19 protein-coding genes are annotated in these 18,843 nt (G+C 67.4%); 5 read left to right on the top strand and 14 right to left on the bottom strand.

What is annotated here, in order from left to right:
* Positions 1-73 precede the first annotated feature (73 nt).
* The 13 genes from QP552_RS04650 to QP552_RS04590 all read right to left on the bottom strand — a co-directional run bounded on the left by QP552_RS04650 (position 74) and on the right by QP552_RS04590 (position 11,392).
* Positions 74-427 carry a PilZ domain-containing protein gene (locus tag QP552_RS04650; protein WP_004146965.1) on the bottom strand — a complete coding sequence of 118 codons (354 nt, stop codon included), beginning with the start codon at positions 425-427 and terminating at the stop codon, positions 74-76.
* Positions 424-1,380, bottom strand: coding sequence for a DNA polymerase III subunit delta' (locus tag QP552_RS04645; RefSeq protein ID WP_043033674.1), 957 nt, complete (start codon positions 1,378-1,380; stop codon positions 424-426). Before QP552_RS04645 ends, QP552_RS04650 begins: the two co-directional genes overlap by 4 nt.
* A complete protein-coding gene (tmk, locus tag QP552_RS04640) occupies positions 1,377-2,042 on the bottom strand; it encodes a dTMP kinase (RefSeq protein WP_106549827.1) in 666 nt (221 codons plus the stop codon). The genes QP552_RS04645 and tmk overlap by 4 nt, the downstream gene beginning before the upstream one ends.
* Positions 2,039-3,100 (bottom strand): endolytic transglycosylase MltG, encoded by a 1,062-nt coding sequence (gene mltG, locus QP552_RS04635; protein ID WP_106549826.1) that lies wholly within the window; start codon positions 3,098-3,100, stop codon positions 2,039-2,041. Before mltG ends, tmk begins: the two co-directional genes overlap by 4 nt.
* Positions 3,101-3,264: 164 nt before the next feature.
* On the bottom strand, positions 3,265-4,629 hold the full coding sequence (locus tag QP552_RS04630) for an aminodeoxychorismate synthase component I (protein WP_286075129.1): 1,365 nt from the start codon (positions 4,627-4,629) through the stop codon (positions 3,265-3,267).
* Positions 4,630-4,843: 214 nt separating this feature from the next.
* A complete protein-coding gene (fabF, locus tag QP552_RS04625; protein ID WP_106551374.1) occupies positions 4,844-6,106 on the bottom strand; it encodes a beta-ketoacyl-ACP synthase II in 1,263 nt (420 codons plus the stop codon).
* 142 nt (positions 6,107-6,248) lie between these two features.
* Complete coding sequence (gene acpP, locus QP552_RS04620) at positions 6,249-6,488, bottom strand: acyl carrier protein (protein WP_005408313.1); 240 nt, start codon at positions 6,486-6,488, stop codon at positions 6,249-6,251.
* 152 nt (positions 6,489-6,640) lie between these two features.
* Complete coding sequence (fabG, locus tag QP552_RS04615; protein ID WP_005408312.1) at positions 6,641-7,384, bottom strand: 3-oxoacyl-ACP reductase FabG; 744 nt, start codon at positions 7,382-7,384, stop codon at positions 6,641-6,643.
* Positions 7,385-7,466: 82 nt separating this feature from the next.
* Positions 7,467-8,411, bottom strand: a complete 945-nt coding sequence (gene fabD, locus QP552_RS04610) for an ACP S-malonyltransferase (protein ID WP_049430187.1) — start codon at positions 8,409-8,411, stop codon at positions 7,467-7,469.
* A gap of 240 nt (positions 8,412-8,651) precedes the next feature.
* Positions 8,652-9,434, bottom strand: a complete 783-nt coding sequence (locus tag QP552_RS04605; RefSeq protein ID WP_286075128.1) for a serine/threonine protein phosphatase — start codon at positions 9,432-9,434, stop codon at positions 8,652-8,654.
* Positions 9,435-9,511: 77 nt separating this feature from the next.
* Positions 9,512-10,489, bottom strand: a complete 978-nt coding sequence (locus QP552_RS04600) for a beta-ketoacyl-ACP synthase III (RefSeq protein ID WP_005408309.1) — start codon at positions 10,487-10,489, stop codon at positions 9,512-9,514.
* Between the two features lie 91 nt (positions 10,490-10,580).
* Entirely contained in the window at positions 10,581-10,775 is a 195-nt protein-coding gene (rpmF, locus tag QP552_RS04595) for a 50S ribosomal protein L32 (protein WP_005408308.1), read from the bottom strand.
* A 107-nt stretch (positions 10,776-10,882) separates the two neighbouring features.
* Complete coding sequence (locus QP552_RS04590; RefSeq protein ID WP_012479287.1) at positions 10,883-11,392, bottom strand: YceD family protein; 510 nt, start codon at positions 11,390-11,392, stop codon at positions 10,883-10,885.
* Between the two features lie 113 nt (positions 11,393-11,505).
* Here QP552_RS04590 and QP552_RS04585 point away from each other — a divergent pair, with 113 nt between their 5' ends.
* Positions 11,506-12,075, top strand: coding sequence for a Maf family nucleotide pyrophosphatase (locus tag QP552_RS04585; protein ID WP_286075127.1), 570 nt, complete (start codon positions 11,506-11,508; stop codon positions 12,073-12,075).
* 413 nt (positions 12,076-12,488) lie between these two features.
* On the opposite strand, the gene QP552_RS04580 is transcribed toward QP552_RS04585, so the two are convergent.
* The gene (locus tag QP552_RS04580) at positions 12,489-14,330 is read right to left on the bottom strand and encodes a glycosyltransferase family 39 protein (RefSeq protein ID WP_286075126.1); all 1,842 of its coding nucleotides are present in this window, start codon (positions 14,328-14,330) and stop codon (positions 12,489-12,491) included.
* Positions 14,331-14,372: 42 nt separating this feature from the next.
* Between QP552_RS04580 and QP552_RS04575 the strand changes: the two genes are divergently transcribed.
* Genes QP552_RS04575 through QP552_RS04560 form a run of 4 tightly spaced genes read left to right on the top strand, consistent with a single transcriptional unit; the run spans position 14,373 to position 18,739 of the window.
* Positions 14,373-15,326: an AAA family ATPase gene (locus QP552_RS04575; RefSeq protein WP_286075124.1), complete on the top strand. Its 954-nt coding sequence runs from the start codon at positions 14,373-14,375 to the stop codon at positions 15,324-15,326.
* A gap of 2 nt (positions 15,327-15,328) precedes the next feature.
* On the top strand, positions 15,329-16,273 hold the full coding sequence (locus tag QP552_RS04570) for a DUF58 domain-containing protein (RefSeq protein WP_111111519.1): 945 nt from the start codon (positions 15,329-15,331) through the stop codon (positions 16,271-16,273).
* Positions 16,266-18,215, top strand: coding sequence for a DUF3488 and transglutaminase-like domain-containing protein (locus QP552_RS04565; protein WP_286075123.1), 1,950 nt, complete (start codon positions 16,266-16,268; stop codon positions 18,213-18,215). The genes QP552_RS04570 and QP552_RS04565 overlap by 8 nt, the downstream gene beginning before the upstream one ends.
* Complete coding sequence (locus QP552_RS04560) at positions 18,212-18,739, top strand: Slp family lipoprotein (RefSeq protein WP_008265847.1); 528 nt, start codon at positions 18,212-18,214, stop codon at positions 18,737-18,739. The genes QP552_RS04565 and QP552_RS04560 overlap by 4 nt, the downstream gene beginning before the upstream one ends.
* The last annotated feature ends 104 nt before the right edge of the window (positions 18,740-18,843 follow it).

Here is an 18,843-nt window from a genome sequence, read left to right as displayed (position 1 = left end):
GTCAACAGTTTTTCACATTCGTGTTCACGGGTGTTTCGAGGTCGTCGCCGGGCATGGCCCGGCGCTACCGGAATCACATCGTATGGGTCGGCTTGTCCGAGCTGGTCAGGCCGGCCAGCAGGGTCTCGATCTTGTGGCGCACGCCCTCGCCTTCGGCGCCATCGGCAAGCTGCACGCCGATGCCGGCGGTGCGGTTGCCCTGTGCGCCGGCCGGGGTCACCCAGATCACCTTGCCGGCCACCGGCAGGCGCTCGCTGGAATCGGGCAGGGTCAGCAGCAGGAACACTTCGTCGCCCAGGAAGTAGCGCTTGGGCGTGGGCACGAAGATGCCGCCGTTCTTCACGAACGGCATGTACGCGCTGTACAGCGCGGCCTTGTCCTTCACGGCCAGGGACAGGATGCCCTGGCGGGCGTTGCTGGCACTCATCGATTTCCCCTTGCGGCAGGCCGCTCGTTCACCTTGTTCCAGGCCAGCAGCAACTCAACCACCGCAAGGTCTGCACGCACCGTGGTGCGCAGCAGGTCGCGGGTGCGGTTGGCCGCATCGAACCAGGCTGCAAGCTTGTGCAATCGCTCCGGCGTGGTCAAGGCATCGGTGCTGGCCTGGGCCAGCGCCAGGTCGGCGGCAAAGCGCAGGCGTAGCGCTGCGTTGTCATCGCCGCACCACTTCTGCGCCAGTTCCACTGCACCGGTCTTGCCGGCCGCCAGCTGCTCCAGCTCGCGACCTACTTCACGGCGCAGGCTCAGGCCATCCTCGCGCAGCCAGTTGTCGGCCTGGCCGGGATGCCCGCGTGCAGCCTCCAGCGCTTCGCGCGCCGACGCCTCGCTATGGCCCTGCTGCTGCAGCCAGGCCAGCGCCTCGTGCTGCGGCGGCAGCTTGAACTCCAGGCGCTGGCAGCGGCTGCGGATGGTCTGCGGCAGGCGCGCCGGGTCGCTGCTGATCAGCCACAGGTAACGGCCCGGCTGCGGCTCTTCCAGGGTTTTCAGCAGCGCGTTGGCGGCCGAACGGTTGATCGCATCGGCCGGGTCGACGATCACCACCTGTGCCACGCCGTACTGCGGGGTCAGCGCCAGCTTGTCGGTGATCTCGCGCACCTGCTCGATGACGATCTCGGTGCGCAGCTTGTCGCCGCTCTTGTTCGGAATGAAGCTGACCAGCTGCAGGTCCGGATGGGTACCAGCGGCAATCAGCTGGCGCGTGCGCGTGGCATGCGCGGCATCACCGCGGGCCAGCACGTGGTCGGCCAATGCCAGCGCCACCTCACGCTTGCCCAGCCCGGCCGGCCCGCAGATCAGCAGGCCATGGCCGAGGCGACCGGCATCGAGCGCGGCCACGGTCTGGTCGAACGCGCGCTGCTGCCATGGCGAGAACGTGCTCATGCGCCCTCCCCGTCCTGCAGCCAGCGCTCGACACGCGCGACCACATCAGCGGCCACGCGCGCCTGCTCCTGGCCCGCATCAATCAACGCGAAGCGCTGCGGGTCCTGCTGCGCACGGCTGCGGAACACTTCGCGCACGCGCTGGAAGAAATCGTCCTGCTCGCTTTCGATGCGGTCCGGCCAGAGGTCACGGCCGTTGGCGCGCGCGCGGCCCACCGCCACGTCCACATCCAGCAGCAGGGTCAGGCCCGGCAACAGGCCGACCGCGCGGCGCTCCAGATCGGCAATCCACTGCGGATCGAGCCCGCGGCCACCGCCCTGGTAGGCGTAGCTGGAATCGGTGAAGCGATCACTCAGCACATAAGCACCGCGCTGCAGTGCCGGCTGGATCACCTGGCGCACATGCTGTGCGCGCGCGGCGAACACCAGCAGCAGTTCGGCTTCGGCACTGAGCGGTTCGGCGGCGATCTCGGCATCGGGCTTCAGCACCAGGCCGCGGATGCGCTCGGCAAGCGGCGTGCCGCCCGGCTCGCGGGTCAGCACCACTTCATGACCGTGGCTGCGCAGGCACTCGCGGATGGCGTTGATGGCGGTGGTCTTGCCCGCGCCCTCGCCGCCTTCCAGGCTGACGAAACGCGGGTGGCGAAGCAGCGCGGGACTCATTGCGCCGGGGTCTCCTTGGTACGTTGCTGGCGCAGCTGCTGCAGGTAGCGGGCGACTGCGGCGTTGTGCTGGTCCAGGCTGGGCGAGAACACGTGTGCGCCACTGCCATCGCCCACGGCGACGAAATACAGTGCATCGCCCGGCGCCGGCTGCGCGGCGGCCATCAGTGCATCGCGGCTGGGCATGGCGATCGGGGTCGGGGTCAGGCCCGCACGTGTATAGGTGTTGTAGGGCGTATCGGTGGTCAGGTCGCGGCGGCGGATGTTGCCGTCATACGCGGCACCGATGCCGTAGATCACGGTCGGGTCGGTCTGCAGGCGCATGCCGATCTTCAGGCGGCGCATGAACACGCCGGCAATCTGCGGGCGCTCGCTGGCCAGCGCGGTTTCCTTCTCGATGATCGAGGCCATCGTCAGCAGTTCGTAGGGCGTGTTGATCGGCAGGTCCGGCGCACGGCTTTCCCAGGCCTCGTCCAGCGCTTTTTCCATCGCGCCATGTGCACGCTTGAGCACGTCCAGGTCGCTGTCGCCGCGCTGGTAGACGTAGGTCTCCGGCAGGAAGCGGCCTTCCGGATGCTGGCCACCGAAGCCGAGGCGCTGCATCAGCGCGGCGTCATCAAGATTGTCGGTGGTATGCAGCAGCGGTTCGGCGCGCTTGAGCGCGGCACGCAGCTGGCGGATGTTCCAACCCTCCACGATGGTGACGCGGTGCTGCAGCACCTTGCCGGCGCGCATGCGCAGCAGCAGCTCGCGCGGGGTCAGGTCGCCACTGAGCGCGTACTCGCCCACCTTCAGCTTGCCTGCGGCATCGAGCTGGCGCGCCAGCAGCTGCCACTGGGTGTCCTGGCCCTCGTCCACGCCTGCGTCGCGCAGCTTGCGCAGCACGCTGTTCATGCCATCGCCGCTGGCGATGACCACGCTCTCGGCGGTGGGGGTGATCGGGGCATCGGCGAAGCGGGTCTGCTGATAGAAGAACCATGCGCCCACGCCGGCCACGACGGCGGCCAGCACCACCACCAGCGTTACCACGAACAGACACCCGCGCTTGGCTCCCGCCATGGACTACCTCTGAACTCGATTCCGTCGTGCAGGATACCGTGCCGGTGATGTGGGGTCATGACCGGGGTGGCACCCAACCCCGCTTCGCTCGCCGGGCATGGCCCGGCGCTACCGGGAGGGTGATGCGTCGGTAGCGCCGGGCCATGCCCGGCGGGGGCGGTCAATCAACCCTGCTGGCCGAGCGCGCGCAGCAGGCCGCGCGCCTTGGCGCGGGTCTCGTCCAGTTCCTTGTCCGGGTCCGAGTCCACCACGATGCCGGCGCCGGTGCGGAAGCTCACCTCGTGGCCATCCACTTCAGCGGTGCGGATCAGGATGTTCAGGTCCAGGTCGCCATCGCGGTTCAGCCAGCCGAACGCGCCGGTATAGGCACCGCGCGGCACCTGTTCCAGTTCGCTGATGATCTGCATGCAGCGCACCTTCGGGCAGCCGGTGATGGTGCCGCCCGGGAAGGTGGCGGCGATCACCTCGCCCGGCGTGACCTCCGGGCGCAGATGGCCACTGACATTGCTGACGATATGGTGCACATGGGCATAGCTCTCCACGGTCATCAGTTCATCCACCACCACGGTGCCCGGCAGGCAGATGCGGCCCAGGTCGTTGCGCTCCAGGTCGATCAGCATCACGTGCTCGGCACGCTCCTTGGGGTGGCCGACCAGTTCCTGGATGCGCGCGGCGTCATCGTCGCCCTCGAAGCGCGGCCGCGTACCGGCGATCGGACGGGTCTGCGCATGGCCGGCATGCACCGACACCAGCCGCTCCGGCGAGGAACTGACCACGTGGCGGCCGTGCGCGCTGAACAGGCCGGCAAACGGCGCCGGGTTGGCACGACGCAGCTGTGCATACAGTGCCTGCGGGCTGACCGGCGCAGCGAACTGCGCGCTCCAGCGCCGCGACAGGTTCACCTGGAACACGTCGCCGGCACGCAGGTACTCGATCACCCGGCGCACGCCGTCGGTGAAGCGCTGCGGCGCATCCTCGCCCACCGACTGCGGCGGCTGCCAGCCCTGCCCGGCGTCGGGCAACGCCGCCGAGGCCAGTGCCACCAGCGCATCCAGCAGTGCCTGCTCGCCGGCTTCGGCGATCACGAAGCTGGCATCGTTGTGATGGTCGTGCAGCACCGCTGCCGGGCAGCGCAGCGCCAGCGCGGTCGGGCGGCCGTCATCGCGCGCGCGCGCCGGCAGCACCGGCTCGATCTGGCTGGCCACTTCATAGTCCAGCATCAGCGCCCAGCCGCCGCGGAACGGCAGGCTGTGGCTGCCGTCGTGCGAGAGGCGTTCGGCCTGCCACGCCCGATCCAGCGCCTGCAGGAACGTGCCGGGCTGCACGGCGTCGTGCAGGTCACGCACCTGGCCATCGGCGTCCAGCCGCAGGCCCTCGCCCTGCGCGGCCAGCAGCAGGCTCCAGCGGCCCTGGGCGGTGCCCGAGGCGGTGGATTCCATCAGCAGCGGGAAACGCGCCGGGTCGTGCTGCTGCAGCGCCAGCAGATCGATCGGGTGCGGCAGCGGGTGGATCAGCGGTGCGTGGGTCATGATGGTCAGTTCGGGGATTCAGATGCACGGAAGCCGCCTTGCGGCGGCTCCGTGGTGCACGGCGTTGATCCGTTTGTCGGATTGCCGATGGGTAGAGTCGACTGTCAGTCGACTGCTTTCCCATCAACGATCACCGCGGCGGATCGAAAGGCAGTCGACTGACAGTCGACTCTACCAATGCGACGTCGAGCATGGCGCGACGTCGCAACACCGGTCAGACGCGCTTGAAGATCAGCGTGCCGTTGGTGCCGCCGAAGCCGAAGCCATTGGACATCACCACATCCACCTTGGCCTGGCGTGCTTCGTTGGGCACGTAGTCCAGGTCGCAACCTTCGCCCGGCTGCTGCAGGTTGATGGTCGGCGGAATGACGTTGTCCTGCAGCGCCATCACCGAGAAGATCGCTTCCACGCCGCCGGCGGCACCCAGCAGGTGGCCGGTCATCGACTTGGTGGAGCTGACCATCATCTTGTAGGCGTGGTCGCCGAAGGCGGTCTTCATCGCCATGGTCTCGCCCAGGTCGCCCAGCGGCGTGGAGGTGCCGTGCGCGTTGAGGTAACCCACCTGTTCCGGGGTCACGCCGGCGTCCTTCATGGCCATGACCATGCAGCGCGCGGCGCCTTCGCCGTTCTCGCTCGGTGCGGTCATGTGGTACGCGTCGGAGCTGGCGCCGAAACCGGCGAGCTCACAATAGATCTTCGCGCCACGGGCCTTGGCGTGCTCGTACTCTTCCAGGATCAGGATGCCGGCGCCGTCGCCCAGCACGAAGCCGTCACGATCCTTGTCCCACGGGCGCGAGGCCTGTTCCGGGGCGTCGTTGCGGGTGCTCATGGCCTTCATCGCGCAGAAGCCGCCCAGCGCGGTCGGCGACGAGCCACGCTCGGCACCACCGACCACCATCACGTCGGCATCGCCGTACTGGATCATGCGCATCGCGGTACCGATCGAATGGTTCGAGGTCGCGCACGCCGACACCGCCGAGAACGACGGGCCCTTCAGGCCGGTGATGATGCTCAGCTGGCCCGGCAGCATGTTGATGATGGTCTTGGGCACGTAGAAGGGCGAGATCTTCTTGCCCTCGTGGAACTCGATGGTCTGCTCTTCGATGCCGAGCAGGCCGCCGATGCCGGCGCCGACGATGGCGCCCATGCGATCGGCATTGGCGTCGGTGATCTCCAGGCCCGAATCGTGCAGGGCCATGAACGAGGCACCGAGGCCGTAATGGATGAACGGGTCCATCTTCTTGGCATCCTTGCCGCTGACCCGATACTTGCCGAACAGTTCGTTGTCGGCGGTGATGTCAAATCCCTTGACCTCACCTGCAATCTTGGTGGTGAACCGATCCACGTAGGCATCAGCAACGTTGGTCAGCGGACCGATGCCCGAACGACCGTGGGTGATGCCTTCCCAGCTGCTGGCCAGATCATTGCCCAACGGCGAGACGATACCCAGGCCGGTTACGACGACGCGACGCTTCATTGCTGTTTCTCCTGACCCGGATGGTTTCTACGGGCAACTCGGTTTGCTTCGATGTGATGCTCAAACACACGGGGCCGCAACAGCGGCCCCATGGGGTGCGGTGCGCGGCGAGGATGACCCGCGCGCGCACTGCCGTCTGACATCAGGCCTTGACGTGGGCCTTGACGTAGTCGATGGCGGCCTGCACGGTGCTGATCTTCTCGGCTTCTTCGTCCGGGATCTCGCACTCGAATTCTTCTTCCAGGGCCATCACCAGCTCGACGGTGTCCAGCGAGTCAGCGCCCAGGTCATCGACGAACGATGCGCTGTTGGTGACTTCTTCTTCCTTGACGCCAAGCTGTTCGACGACGATTTTCTTGACGCGTTCTTCGATGGTGCTCATGGGATCTCGCTCCAGATGGAGTTGTGGTTCAAAAGTGGTCGCCATCAAAGGCGATGGCCGTGGGATAGTGTAGTGGAAACCGGCGCGGCCTTGCATCGCAGCAAAAACCTCAGCAGATCAACCACTTGCGGCGCAATCCCTGCGCCCCTTGCTTACGGCATGTACATGCCACCGTTCACATGGAGGGTTTCGCCGGTGATGTAACCGGCAGCCGGGCTGGCCAGGAAGGCCACCGCATGGGCGATGTCCTCCGGCGAACCCAGGCGTTCGAGGGCGATGTCGTTGATCAGCGCGGTACGCGCTTCTTCCGGCAACGCCTTGGTCATGTCGGTGTCGATGAAGCCGGGAGCGACCACATTGACGGTGACACCGCGCGAACCGATTTCCTTGGCCAGCGACTTGCTGAAGCCGATGATGCCGGCCTTGGCGGCCGCGTAGTTGGCCTGGCCGGCATTGCCGGTCACGCCCACCACCGATGCGATGTTGATGATGCGGCCCTTGCGCGCCTTCATCATGCCGCGCATGACCGCCTTGCTGGTGCGGAACACGCTGGTCAGGTTGGTGTCGATGATCGACGCCCAGTCCTCGTCCTTCATGCGCATCAGCAGGTTGTCGCGGGTGATGCCGGCGTTGTTGACCAGGATCGAGATCGGGCCGAATTCCTTGGCGATGCCGTCCAGCACGCTGTCCAGCGCGGCGGCGTCGGTGACGTTCAGCGCGCGGCCGTGACCGCCGTGGGCGGCCAGGCGCTCGCCGATGGCGGCGGCACCGGATTCGGTGGTGGCGGTGCCGATGACGGTGGCGCCCTGGGCGGCCAGCAGATCGGCGATGGCGGCACCAATGCCACGGCTGGCACCGGTGACCAGTGCGATTTCACCCTGCAGGGGCTTGCTCATGATGTTTTCCTCAGGCTGGGGCGGCCGCCGCACCCGTGCCGCGTGCAGCGGCCACCGGTACGGTCGGCAGGAACAGGGGGAGTCAGGCCGACCATGCCTCGCGGGCGGCTTCGAAGTCGCCCGGGGTGGCCAGCGAACGGCCGTCGATGGCCTTGTCGATGCGCTTGACCAGGCCGGTCAGCACCTTGCCCGGGCCGCACTCGGCGATCTGGGCGATGCCACGGCCGGCCAGAGCCTGCACGCAACCGGTCCACTGCACCGGCTGGTACAGCTGCTGCACCAGCGCGGTACGGATCGCGTCCACGCCCTCGTGCACCTTGGCATCGACGTTCTGCACCACCGGCAGCTGCGGCGCCTGCCAGGACAGGCCGGCCATCACTTCGGCCAGGCGGTTGGCGGCTTCGCGCATCAGCGGGGTGTGCGAGGGCACGCTCACGGCCAGCTTGACCGCCTTGCGCACGCCCTTCTCGGCCAGCAGCGCCAGTGCGCGGTCGACCGCGTCGGCGTCGCCACCGATCACGATCTGGCCCGGCGAATTGAAGTTGGCCGGCACCACCACCTGGCTGCCTGCGGCTTCGGCGCAGACGTCCAGCACCAGCTGGTCTTCGGCGCCGAGCACGGCGGCCATGGCGCCGACACCGGCCGGTGCGGCTTCCTGCATCAGCTGGCCGCGCAGGCGCACCAGGTGCGCACCGTCATGCAGGCTCAGCGCGCCAGCGGCAACCAGGGCGGTGTACTCACCCAGGCTGTGACCGGCCAGCACCGACGGGCGCGGACCGCCCACGGCGTTCCACGCGCGCCACACGCCGATGCTTGCGGCCAGCAGGGCCGGCTGGGTGTATTCGGTACGGTTGAGCATTTCCTCCGGGCCACCCTGGGACAGCGCCCACAGGTCGACGCCGGCACCATCGGATGCCTCGGTGAAGGCTTCACGCACCTGCGGGTGCAGTTCGGCCAGCTCGGCCACCATGCCCACAGACTGCGAGCCCTGGCCGGGGAAGACAAAAGCGAGGGTGGATACGGTCACGCGGTCATCCGCTTGTTGCAATCGAAGCGGGCCATGATAAGGGCGAATCCGCTGTGTCGTCTGTACGTGCGCGTATGCAGGCGTATGGAGCGCGGCCGCGGGACAACCCGGCATCCGGTGCGGTGTCCCCGCCCAGGTAGAGTCGACTGTTAGTCGACTGCCCCTCGATCAGCCCCTGAAAACCCGCGCTGCGCGCGGAAGTCGACCAACAGTCGACTCTACCGCAGCGCGAACCAGCCATCAGCAGAACAGCTGCAGCACGTCCAGGTCGCCGTCGGCGAGGAAATCCACGCACAGGCCCATCAGCATCAGCACGCCCGCCGTGCTGGCGCCATGGGCGATGAAGATCGAATGGGCCAGCGCGCGCGCTGAACGGCCCAGTTTCATGCACACCCGGGCCAGGCTGCGCAGGCGGCCGCTGACCGCATGCACATGTTCGCGCACCGGCGCCTGGGCATCGCCCATCGCCTCGGCCATCATCGCCTGCAGCTGCTCGGGGCGGTCGGCGTAGTACTTGGCCACGCCGTAGCCGAACATCAGCCAGTCACGGGCCTGTGCTTCGGACAGATCCATCACTTCCAGCGGATCTTCCTCGAAATCGATGAAGCCCACCTTCTGCCCGTCCCAGGTGAGGTTGCGCGGCAGCGGCTGGCCGAAATAGGCGCCGCGCGCATGCGCTTCGGCGATGGCCTGCATGGCGGCCATCACCAGCCGGTCGCGGCCGGCCTCGTCGGCCTGGCGCAGGCAGGTATTGAACGAGCTGCCGTTGTCGCCGATCACCAGCGCAGCGTGGCCGCTGCCCAGCACGTCGGGCACGTTCACGCCCTGCGCCTGCAATTCTCCCAGGCGACGGGCTTCGGTTTCGCGCGCGGCATCACCACCACGGTGCGGCGGTGGGCGCAGGGCGTCCAGATGGAAACGGCGGGCAACGAAATTGAGCAGGCCCAGGGCCAGTGCGCGGCTTCCCTTGCCGTACTGCTTCAGCCAGGCGCGCTGCCCTTCGATGACGATGGGCTCAACCATGACGGGTACTCCTATAAACGCGTTACGGCCCCAGAGGGGCCGTAACGACAAGCTTCACATTGTCGTAACTTGCGCTATCAATAGCGCAGCAGGGCCGAACCCCACGTGAAGCCGCCGCCGAAGGCTTCCAGCAGCAGCAGCTGGCCACGCTCTACGCGGCCCGAACGCACCGCGGCGTCCAGCGCCAGCGGCACCGAACCGGACGAGGTGTTGCCATGCTTGTCGACAGTCACCACCACCTGGTCCATCGACATGTCCAGGCGCTTGGCGGTGGCTTCAATGATGCGCAGGTTGGCCTGGTGCGGAATCAACCAATCCAGGTCGGACTTGTCCAGGCCATTGGCGGCCAGGGTCTCGTCCACGACCGAGTCCAGCGCCTTGACGGCGTACTTGAACACGTCGTTGCCCTTCATGTTGATGGTGCCACCACCGTTGGCGCCGTCCTTGAAGCCGGTCGAGACGCCCACCGGGTTCCACAGCAGTTCCTTCTTGCTGCCATCGGCATGCAGATGGGTGCTGAGGATGCCGGTCTCTTCGTCGGCCTTGAGCACCACGGCGCCGGCGCCATCGCCGAACAGCACGCAGGTGGTGCGATCGTTCCAGTCGACCATGCGGGTCAGCGTTTCGGTGCCGATCACCAGCACATGCCTGCAGTCGCCGGAACGGATGAATTTGTCGGCCACGCCCAACGCGAACACGAAGCCCGAACAGGCAGCGTTGACGTCAAAGGCAGGGCACCCCGCAACACCGAGCTTGGCCTGGATCAGGCACGCGGTGGAGGGGAAAATGAGGTCAGGCGTGGTCGTACCAACCACGATCATGTCGAGCTGCGAAGCGTCGATGCCGGCCGCTTCAAGTGCACGCAACGCGGCCTGGTAGCCGAGGTCGCTGGTGGTTTCGCCTTCGGCCGCGATGTGCCGTTCACGAATTCCGGTGCGCGACTGGATCCACTCATCCGAGGTTTCGACCATCTTTTCCAGGTCGGCGTTGGTCAGGACTTTTTCCGGCAAATAGCTACCGGTGCCCGCGATCCTCGAATAGATCCGCTTGCTCATCATGTTTCCTGTTGCGCGGGCCGCCGATCACCGGCACGCCCGGGAAAGAAGGCAAAGGCCGCTGCCCTCGGGCAGCGGCCTTCCCGGCACATCAATCTTCTTCGACGGCCGAGGTCTTGGTCTGGATGACCTTCTTGCCGCGGTAGAAACCGTCGGCAGTGATGTGGTGACGCAGATGCACTTCGCCGGTGGTCGGGTCGGTCGACAGCTGCTTGGCGCTCAGGGCGTCATGCGAACGGCGCTGGCCGCGGCGGGACGGGGTAACACGGGATTTCTGCACAGCCATGGGATTGCTCCAAACTCGGTTCGTTTTGCTTCGTCGTATCGTCGCGCAGGACGCCAGCGCCCAGCACACTTTCGCTTTCGCCGCAGCCGCCGACGACAATCCGGCTGCTATTGTTTCTTCAATGCCGCCAACGCCGCGAACGGGTTGGCCTTCTTCGTTTCTTCTTCGCTCGGTGCCCAGTCCTTGTCGACTGCTTCACCGTCGGGCGACAGCGGTACCACCGGCACCGCCAGCACCAACTCGTCTTCGACCAGGTCCAGCGGACGCAGCTGGCCGTCTTCCGGCACCAGCAACGCCTCGTACTCCTCCGGCAGGGACGATTCCTCGTCCTCGTCGCGGATCAGGCCAAGCCTCTGGGTCACCTTCACCGGCAACAGGAATCGCTGCATGCTGCGCTGACAGGTCAGCGGCAACGCGGTGTCGATGGTCAGTTCCACATAGGATACCCGCAGGACTTCGTCGCGACCGAATTCAAGCGAGTAGGAACACTCACCGTCGGTATCTGCGACCAGCCCCTGCAGGCGGGTCAATTCAGCCAGGGAGACCTGGCCGTCGAAGCGCCTGCGCGCTACGACCATCCGCCAAGCATCCAGCGATTCGGGCACGTTCGCGGACATAAGCCGCTGAATACTAAGGATCGGGGGGGCTGCTGTCAAATGCCCGCCATACAGGACTTGCTGCTGGCGCTGCACACGGGCCAGACTGCCGCGCCCTGCCCCGGAATTGTCGCATGTCACTGGTCCTGGCCTCCACCTCCCGCTACCGCCGCGAGCTGCTGCAGCGGCTGGGCCTGCCCTTCGACTGCGTGCGCCCGGAGGTGGATGAAACCCCGTTGAACGCTGAGACACCCCTGGTCCTGGCGATGCGCCTGGCCACGGCCAAGGCGGCCGAGGTCGCCGCCCGCTACCCCGGCGCCTGGGTGATCGGCTCGGACCAGGTCGCGGACCTGAACGGGCGGCCGCTGGGCAAGCCGGGCACAGCCGAGGCGGCCCGCGCGCAGCTGGCCGCGATGTCCGGGCAGACGGTACGCTTCCATACCGCAATCAGTCTCACGCGAGACGGAGAATCATTCAGCGCCGTGGATCTGACCGAGGTCCGTTTCCGCACGCTGGGCCAGGAGGAGATCGCCCGCTACGTGGCCGCCGAACAGCCGCTGGATTGTGCCGGCAGCTTCAAGTGCGAGGGCCTGGGCATCAGCCTGTTCGAAGCGATCGACAACCGCGACCCGACCGCGCTGATCGGCCTGCCGCTGATCGCGCTGTGCGGGCTGCTGCGCCAGGCGGGGTTCGCATTGCCCTGAAGGCGGCACACTGACTGCCGGCACCGATCGCGGAAACAGGCCGGACCTGGGCCGGGTAGGACCCAGGTCGGGTAGAGTCGACTGTCAGTCGACTATCGCGCGCAGCGCGGGGTTTTGCAGACGGCTGGAAGAGCAGTCGACTAACAGTCGACTCTACCAACCCGGAGCATGCAACTGACTGCCGGCACCGAGCGCGGAAACAGGCCGGACATGGGCCGGGTAGGACCCAGGCGGGTAGAGTCGACTGTCAGTCGACTATCGCGCGCAGCGCAGGGTTTTGCAGACGGCTGGAAGAGCAGTCGACTAACAGTCGACTCTACCAACCCGGAGCACCCGACCAACGTGGAGCACCCGACCAACCTGGCACGCGCAACCAACCCGGAGTACGCGACCAACCTGGACCGTGCGCCGCCTCAGCGCCCGCGAACCTCGAACGGCTGCTCCTGCCATTCCTCCACGCTGCCATCGCGCCCATGCAGGCGCAGGCCCAGCCAATGCCGTCCCGGCGCCAGCGTGCTCGTGTCCAATGAAGCATCGAAGCCCACCGCCGGATGCTGCGGGTCGGTGCTGTCCGGCCAGGTCTGGCGCACGTCGAATGCGCGACCATAGCGCGCATCCCCCATCGAGCGGCCATCGACCAGTACTTCAACCCGTGCCAGGCCGACACCATCCTTGAACGCCCATCCCTTGATGGCCAGCACGCCAGACACCTTTTCGCCGTTGGAAGGGGTATCCAGCCACGCCATTGCCGGAGTCACGCACGCCCCGGGCGCGCGCTGCGCCGGCAGGCGGAACAGCAGGAACCGCTGGAAGCCATGGTCACTGCTGACCACCCGCGGCGCCGGCAACGGCCCCACCTGCTCGCAGATGGCGTGATAGCGCGCCAGCAGATCGCGGTAACGCTGATCGCTGGGTGAAAGCACCAGCAGCATCGGCGCCGAGCGCTTGCCTTCATGCAGCAGCCCCCACTGCGCCAGCTGCGCGGTGCGCCCATGCTTGTCGTTGAGCGGGTGCGGCAGTACTTCGATATCGCCGTTGCCGAGCTGGAAGCCCAGCTCGGCCCCCACCTTGAAGTTACCGGCCAGCACCCGCGTGCCCGCGGGCATCTGCTGCAACTCTTCGCGCACTGCCATCGCCAACGGCTGCCAGCCAGCGAAATTGCGCGGGTAGTACTTGCTGCCCGCCAGCTGCTCACGCAACGCAGGCGTGGAGGCCATCAGGTAATAGCCGAATGCCAGCACCATGCCTGCGCCGGCCAGCCACCAGCCGGCGCGCCGCAGCCAGCGTGGCCAGCCGTTGAGCACCACCGGCACCGCCACCAGCAGGGCCAGGTAGCCCGGCAGCGGCCAATGGAAACTGATCCGCTCGACGTCGGTGAAGAAGCCCAGCAGGAAGATGCCCAGCGTGGATACGCCCCCGACCAGGCCGAAGTAGCGCCACTGCACGCGCGTGCCGCCGCCCCTGCGGGTACCGGCCAGCGCCACCTTCCACATCGCCATGCACAGGATCGGGGTCACCAGCATCGGCTGGATCACCAGGAACCACAGCCCGTTCCATTCGAACGTCCAGGGATGGCGCTCGACCACCTGGAACTTCAGGCCGGCGTCGTGGTTGTCCGCGTTCCATGCCAGCAACGGCAGCCACGCCAGCACGCCCACCGCCAGCGCGACCCATACGCGCGGATCGGCCAGCATGCGCCGCCCCTGCGGCAGCGCCAGCAACGCGATGAAGCCAACACCGATGACACCGATGAAACGGTAGTGACTGAGCGCACCGATCGACAGGCCCAGCGCAAGCTTCATCGCCGACGATGCATCAACGTTGTGCAGCAGCCGCGCACCGGCGTGCAGGCAGATCACCGCGGCCAGCGCCATGGGCACATCCGGCACCGCCAGCAGGCCCAGCGTCGCCGACAACGGCATCAACAGCGTGAGGCTGCCCGCCTGCCAACCAGCCACATTGCCGAACCAGCGCGTGGCCGTGCGTACCACCAGCAACGGCAGCAGCGCGCCGATGGCCAGGAACGGCAGGCGCAACGCGAGCACATGGTGGCCACCGATCTCCACACCCAGGCGCGCCAGCCATGCGGTCAGTCCGGGAAGGTCCGAATACGCAGCGGCCAGATGCTGGCCTTCCTGCCAGTAGAACGCCTCGTCAACGAACAGTGGCAGGCGCGCAGCCACCACCAGCTTGGCCGCTGTGACCAGCGTCCATAACCAGAGAAATATTGTCCGCGCGCGCTGTTCGCCTTGCATTGCTCTATGGATAATCGAATGGATTCCAGACCTGAGACGATCATGCCAGCCTCGTCCCCCAATCCCAGCATGCTAACCGATCAACTGCGCCAGGCCCTGCGGGAGGCACAGGATCAGGTAAACGCACTGGTGCTGGGCAAGGTGCCGGAGGTCAGGCTGGCCTTTGTCGCCCTGCTTTCCGGTGGTCATCTGCTGATCGAGGATCTGCCCGGCCTGGGCAAGACCACGCTGGCGCATGCGTTGGCCAGCAGCCTGGGCCTCAGCTTCCAGCGCGTGCAGTTCACCTCCGACCTGCTGCCCGCCGATGTACTGGGCGTCTCGGTATACGAAGCCGGCAGCCGCCAGTTCCAGTTCCATCCAGGGCCGGTGTTCACCCACGTGCTGCTGGCCGATGAGATCAACCGCGCGCCGCCGCGCACGCAGAGCGCGCTGCTGGAGGCAATGGCCGAACAGCAGGTCACCCTGGATGGGCAGACCCACCCCCTGCCCGATCCGTTCTTCGTGATCGCCACGCAGAACCCGGTGGACCTGTCCGGTACCTTCCCGCTGCCGGATTCGCAGCTGGACCGTTTCCTGCTGCGACTGGCGATGGGCTACCCCAGCACGCAGGCCGAACGCGAACTGCTGCGCGGCACCGACCGTCGCGACCTGATCGCACGAGCCGTACCGAAGCTGGATGACACCCAGGTACGCGCGCTGCGTGAAGCCGTCGGCCAGGTCCATGCCAGCGATGCACTGGTCGACTACGTGCAGGCCCTGCTGACCCGCAGCCGCCAGCACGCCGGCGTGCGCGTGGGCCTGTCACCGCGTGCCGGCCTTGCGCTGCTGCGCGCGGCCAGGGCGCATGCACTGCTGCTGGGCCGCGGCCACGTGGTGCCCGAGGACGTGCAGACCCTGTTCGTGGCGGTGGCCGGTCATCGCCTGGTGGCCGAAGCCGAGTCCAGCTCGGGTCCGGCACTGGCACGGGCCATCCTGCAGACCGTTGCGGTGGATTGAGGGTGGCCACACGCTGGGCACGACTGCAACTGCTGGCACGCCCGCGCAGGCCTGAAGCACTGCCGCAGCGCCTGGACCGCCATCGCATCTACGTGCTGCCCACCCGCTTCGGCCTGTTCGTCGCCACGCTGCTGGCGGCAATGCTGCTGGGCGCACTGAACTACAACAACAACCCGGCGTTGCTGCTGGCCCTGCTGCTGGCGGCAGCGGCGATCGCCAGCGCCATCGCCGCGCACCTGCAGCTGTCGGGCGTGCAGATCGATGCGATCTCCGCCGAACCGGTTCCGGCCGGACAACCGCTTCGCCTGCGCGTGGACCTGTCACTGCACGATCCGCGCGCACGCCACGGCCTGCACCTGCAGCTGGGTGACAGCGAAGCCTGGATGTCACTGCCTGCGCATGGCCGTGGCGAAGTGGAGCTGCAGGTCACCACCGAACGCCGCGGCTGGCTGGAACTGCCACGCATCCGCCTGTCCACCACCCAGCCACTGGGCCTGGTGCGGGCATGGTCGTGGGTGTGGCCGGAACAACCGCTGCTGGTCTACCCGCAACCCGAGGCGTTGGCCCCACCACTGCCGGAAAGTGGCACCGATCCGCTGCACACCCGCGCCCATGCCAGTGGCGAGGAGCTGCATCAGCTACGGCCCTATCGCGCGGGCGATGCACCACGCAGCATTTCGTGGAAGCACTCGGCACGCCGCGACAGCCTGCTGGTGCGCGAATACGAAAAGCCGGTCGGCATCGAAGTCATCCTCGACTGGCGCACGCTGGCCCCGCTGGGCCATGAAGCACGCATCGCGCGATTGGCACGCTGGGTCGACATGGCCGAGCGCGAAGGCCGCCGCTACACCCTGCTGCTGCCTGCACATCCACCGTTCGGGCCCGGCCAGGGCGCCAGCCACCACCACCTGTGCCTGCGTGCACTGGCATTGATGCCGCATGACTGAGACCACGCCCGCGCTCGACCGCAATGCCCGCAACTGGACCCTGGCCAGCGCGGCACTGGCGCTGTTGCCGTTGCTGCTGCAGCTGCAGCCCATGCTGGCCGGCGTGATCGCGGCCGCGGCGCTCGTGACTGCAGCCCTGTCGTGGCGGAAGGTACTGCCCATGCCGGTGCGCCTGCTGCTGGTGCTGGCCATGCTCGGTGCCATCGTCTGGCAGATGGGGATGGTTCGACCCGGGCGCGATACCGGTTGCGCCCTGCTGGCAGCGATGTTGGCGATCAAGTCCAGCGAACTGCGCAGCCGGCGCGATGCCCGCAGCCTGCTCGGCTTCGCGTTGTTTTCCCCGTTTGCGGCATTCCTGCTCGACCAGGGACCACTGACCACCGTACTGGCCGCATTGGCGGGGATCAGCGCGTTGCTCGCCCTGCAGCGCCTGGCCGGGGATGAAGGCCACGCCGGCCACCTGCCACTGCGAGGGCAGCTGCGCGGTGTTGGCCGCCTGCTGGCGATCGGCCTGCCACTGGCATTGGCCTGCTTCTGGCTGTTCCCGCGGTTGGCGACCCCGCTATGGGGCGTTCCCGAGCGTGCGGTCGGTACACCGGGGTTGTCCGACAGCATGGAACCCGGCCAGTGGCTGGACCTGATGGCCGACGATGCCCCGGCGCTGCGCGTGCAGTTCTTCGGTGCGGTACCCGAGCCGATGCAACGCTACTGGCGAGGGCCGGTACTGACCGCCTTCGATGGCCGGCGCTGGACACGTGACCGCGCCAGCGAGCGACGGCCGGCAGCCGCGGTCGAGGCCGGCGCGCAGGGCTGGGACTACCAGATCGACTACGAGCCCACCGACCGGCGCCAGCTGGTGGCACTGGACCTGCCCAGCCTCGCCCCTGCAGGCAGCACGCTGGATGCGGACATGAGCCTGAGCAGCGAGCGGCCACTGGCGTCGCTGAGCCGCTGGCGACTGCATTCGGCGCCACCTCAACGCTTCGACAGCACGCTGTCGCCCTATCTGCGACGGGCCGCGCTGCAGTTGCCCAGCGGCTTCAACCCGCGCACGGCCACACTGGCGCAGCAATGGCGGCAGGATGCCGGCGGTGATGACGAAGCCATCGTCCGCCGCGCGCTGCAATGGATCACCACCGATTTCTCCTACACGCTGCAGACGCCACCGGCGGGACGCGATCCGGTCGATGAGTTCCTGTTTGGCTACAAGGCCGGCTTCTGCGAACACTTCAGTTCCGCCTTCGTGGTACTGATGCGCAACGCCGGCATTCCGGCGCGGGTGGTGACCGGCTTTGCCGGTGGCACCTACAACCGCCTTGGCGACTACTGGATCGTGCGGCGGATGGACGCCCACGCCTGGGCCGAGGTGTGGCTGCCGCAGCGCGGCTGGGTACGGGTCGACCCTACCGCCGCGGTGGCACCGGAACGCATCCTCGATACCCTCGACGACCGCCTGCAGGCAGGTACCGACAGCCCGCTGCAGCAACGCTGGCAGCAGCTGGGGCAGATGAGCGACTGGCTGCGCCGCGGCTGGAACGACCTGGTGCTCTCCTTCGATGCACGCCGCCAGCAGCAACTGCTCAAGCCGTTCGGGCTGGATGATCTGGGCCCTACGCAACTTGTCGCTGGCTTCGTGGTGGCAACGATGCTGGCCCTGGCGTGGATGGCCTGGCTGCTGGCCCGGGGTGAGCGCGAACGTGACCCGCTGCTGCGTGCCTGGCGCGGGCTGGGCCGGCGCTATGCCCGCCTCGGGCTGGGCCGGCAACCCCATGAAACCGCGCAGGACTGGGCACGGCGGGTCCATGCCCAACGCTCCGATCCCGCCCTGCTCGCACTCAGCCAGCGTTTCGCCGACGCGCGTTACGCTGGAACTTGCACCGACCTCGCTTCATTATTGCGGGACCTGCGCAGGCATCGCCCGACTTCCGGAGCCTCCCCATGAACACCAAGTTCCTCCTCACCGCTGTGGCCACGCTGGCCCTGTCGGCCTGCGCCACGGCCCCCAAGCCGCTGCAGGGACAGTTCAGCCTGGTCTCCCCGCGCGACTCGGTCGCCACCCAGCAGGTCGGCACGCCGGTCCGTTGGGGCGGTCGCATCATCGAAACCAAGCCCGGCCAGGGCGAGACCTGCTTCCAGATGATCTCGCGCCCGCTCAACGCCAGCGGCCGCCCGAACACCACCTCGTCCGACGCCAGCGACGGCCGCTTCATCGCCTGCCGCGCCGGCTTCTACGACCCGGCCGTGTTTGAAGCAGGCCGTGACGTGACCTTCATCGGCAAGATCGATGGCTACCAGAACACCCGCATCGGGGACTACGACTACCGCCTGCCAAAGCTGTCGGCCGATGTGATCTACCTGTGGCCGGAGCAGCGCCAGGTCGACGTGGTGCCCTACCCCTATGGTCCATGGGGCCCGGGCCCGTATGGCCCGTACTGGGGCGGCTACGGCCGTTGGGGCTGGTGGTGATCGCCACCGCACAGGCATGACGGAAAAGGCCGCCCTCGGGCGGCCTTTTTCATCCACGCATGGCGTGGATCTACAGCGGGGTACCCGTGGTACTCCTGCGTGGA

Source organism: Stenotrophomonas sp. 59, assembly GCF_030291095.1.
In the GTDB taxonomy this organism is placed as follows: domain Bacteria; phylum Pseudomonadota; class Gammaproteobacteria; order Xanthomonadales; family Xanthomonadaceae; genus Stenotrophomonas; species Stenotrophomonas maltophilia_Q.
This window is presented reverse-complemented; position numbering and strand designations above follow the sequence as displayed.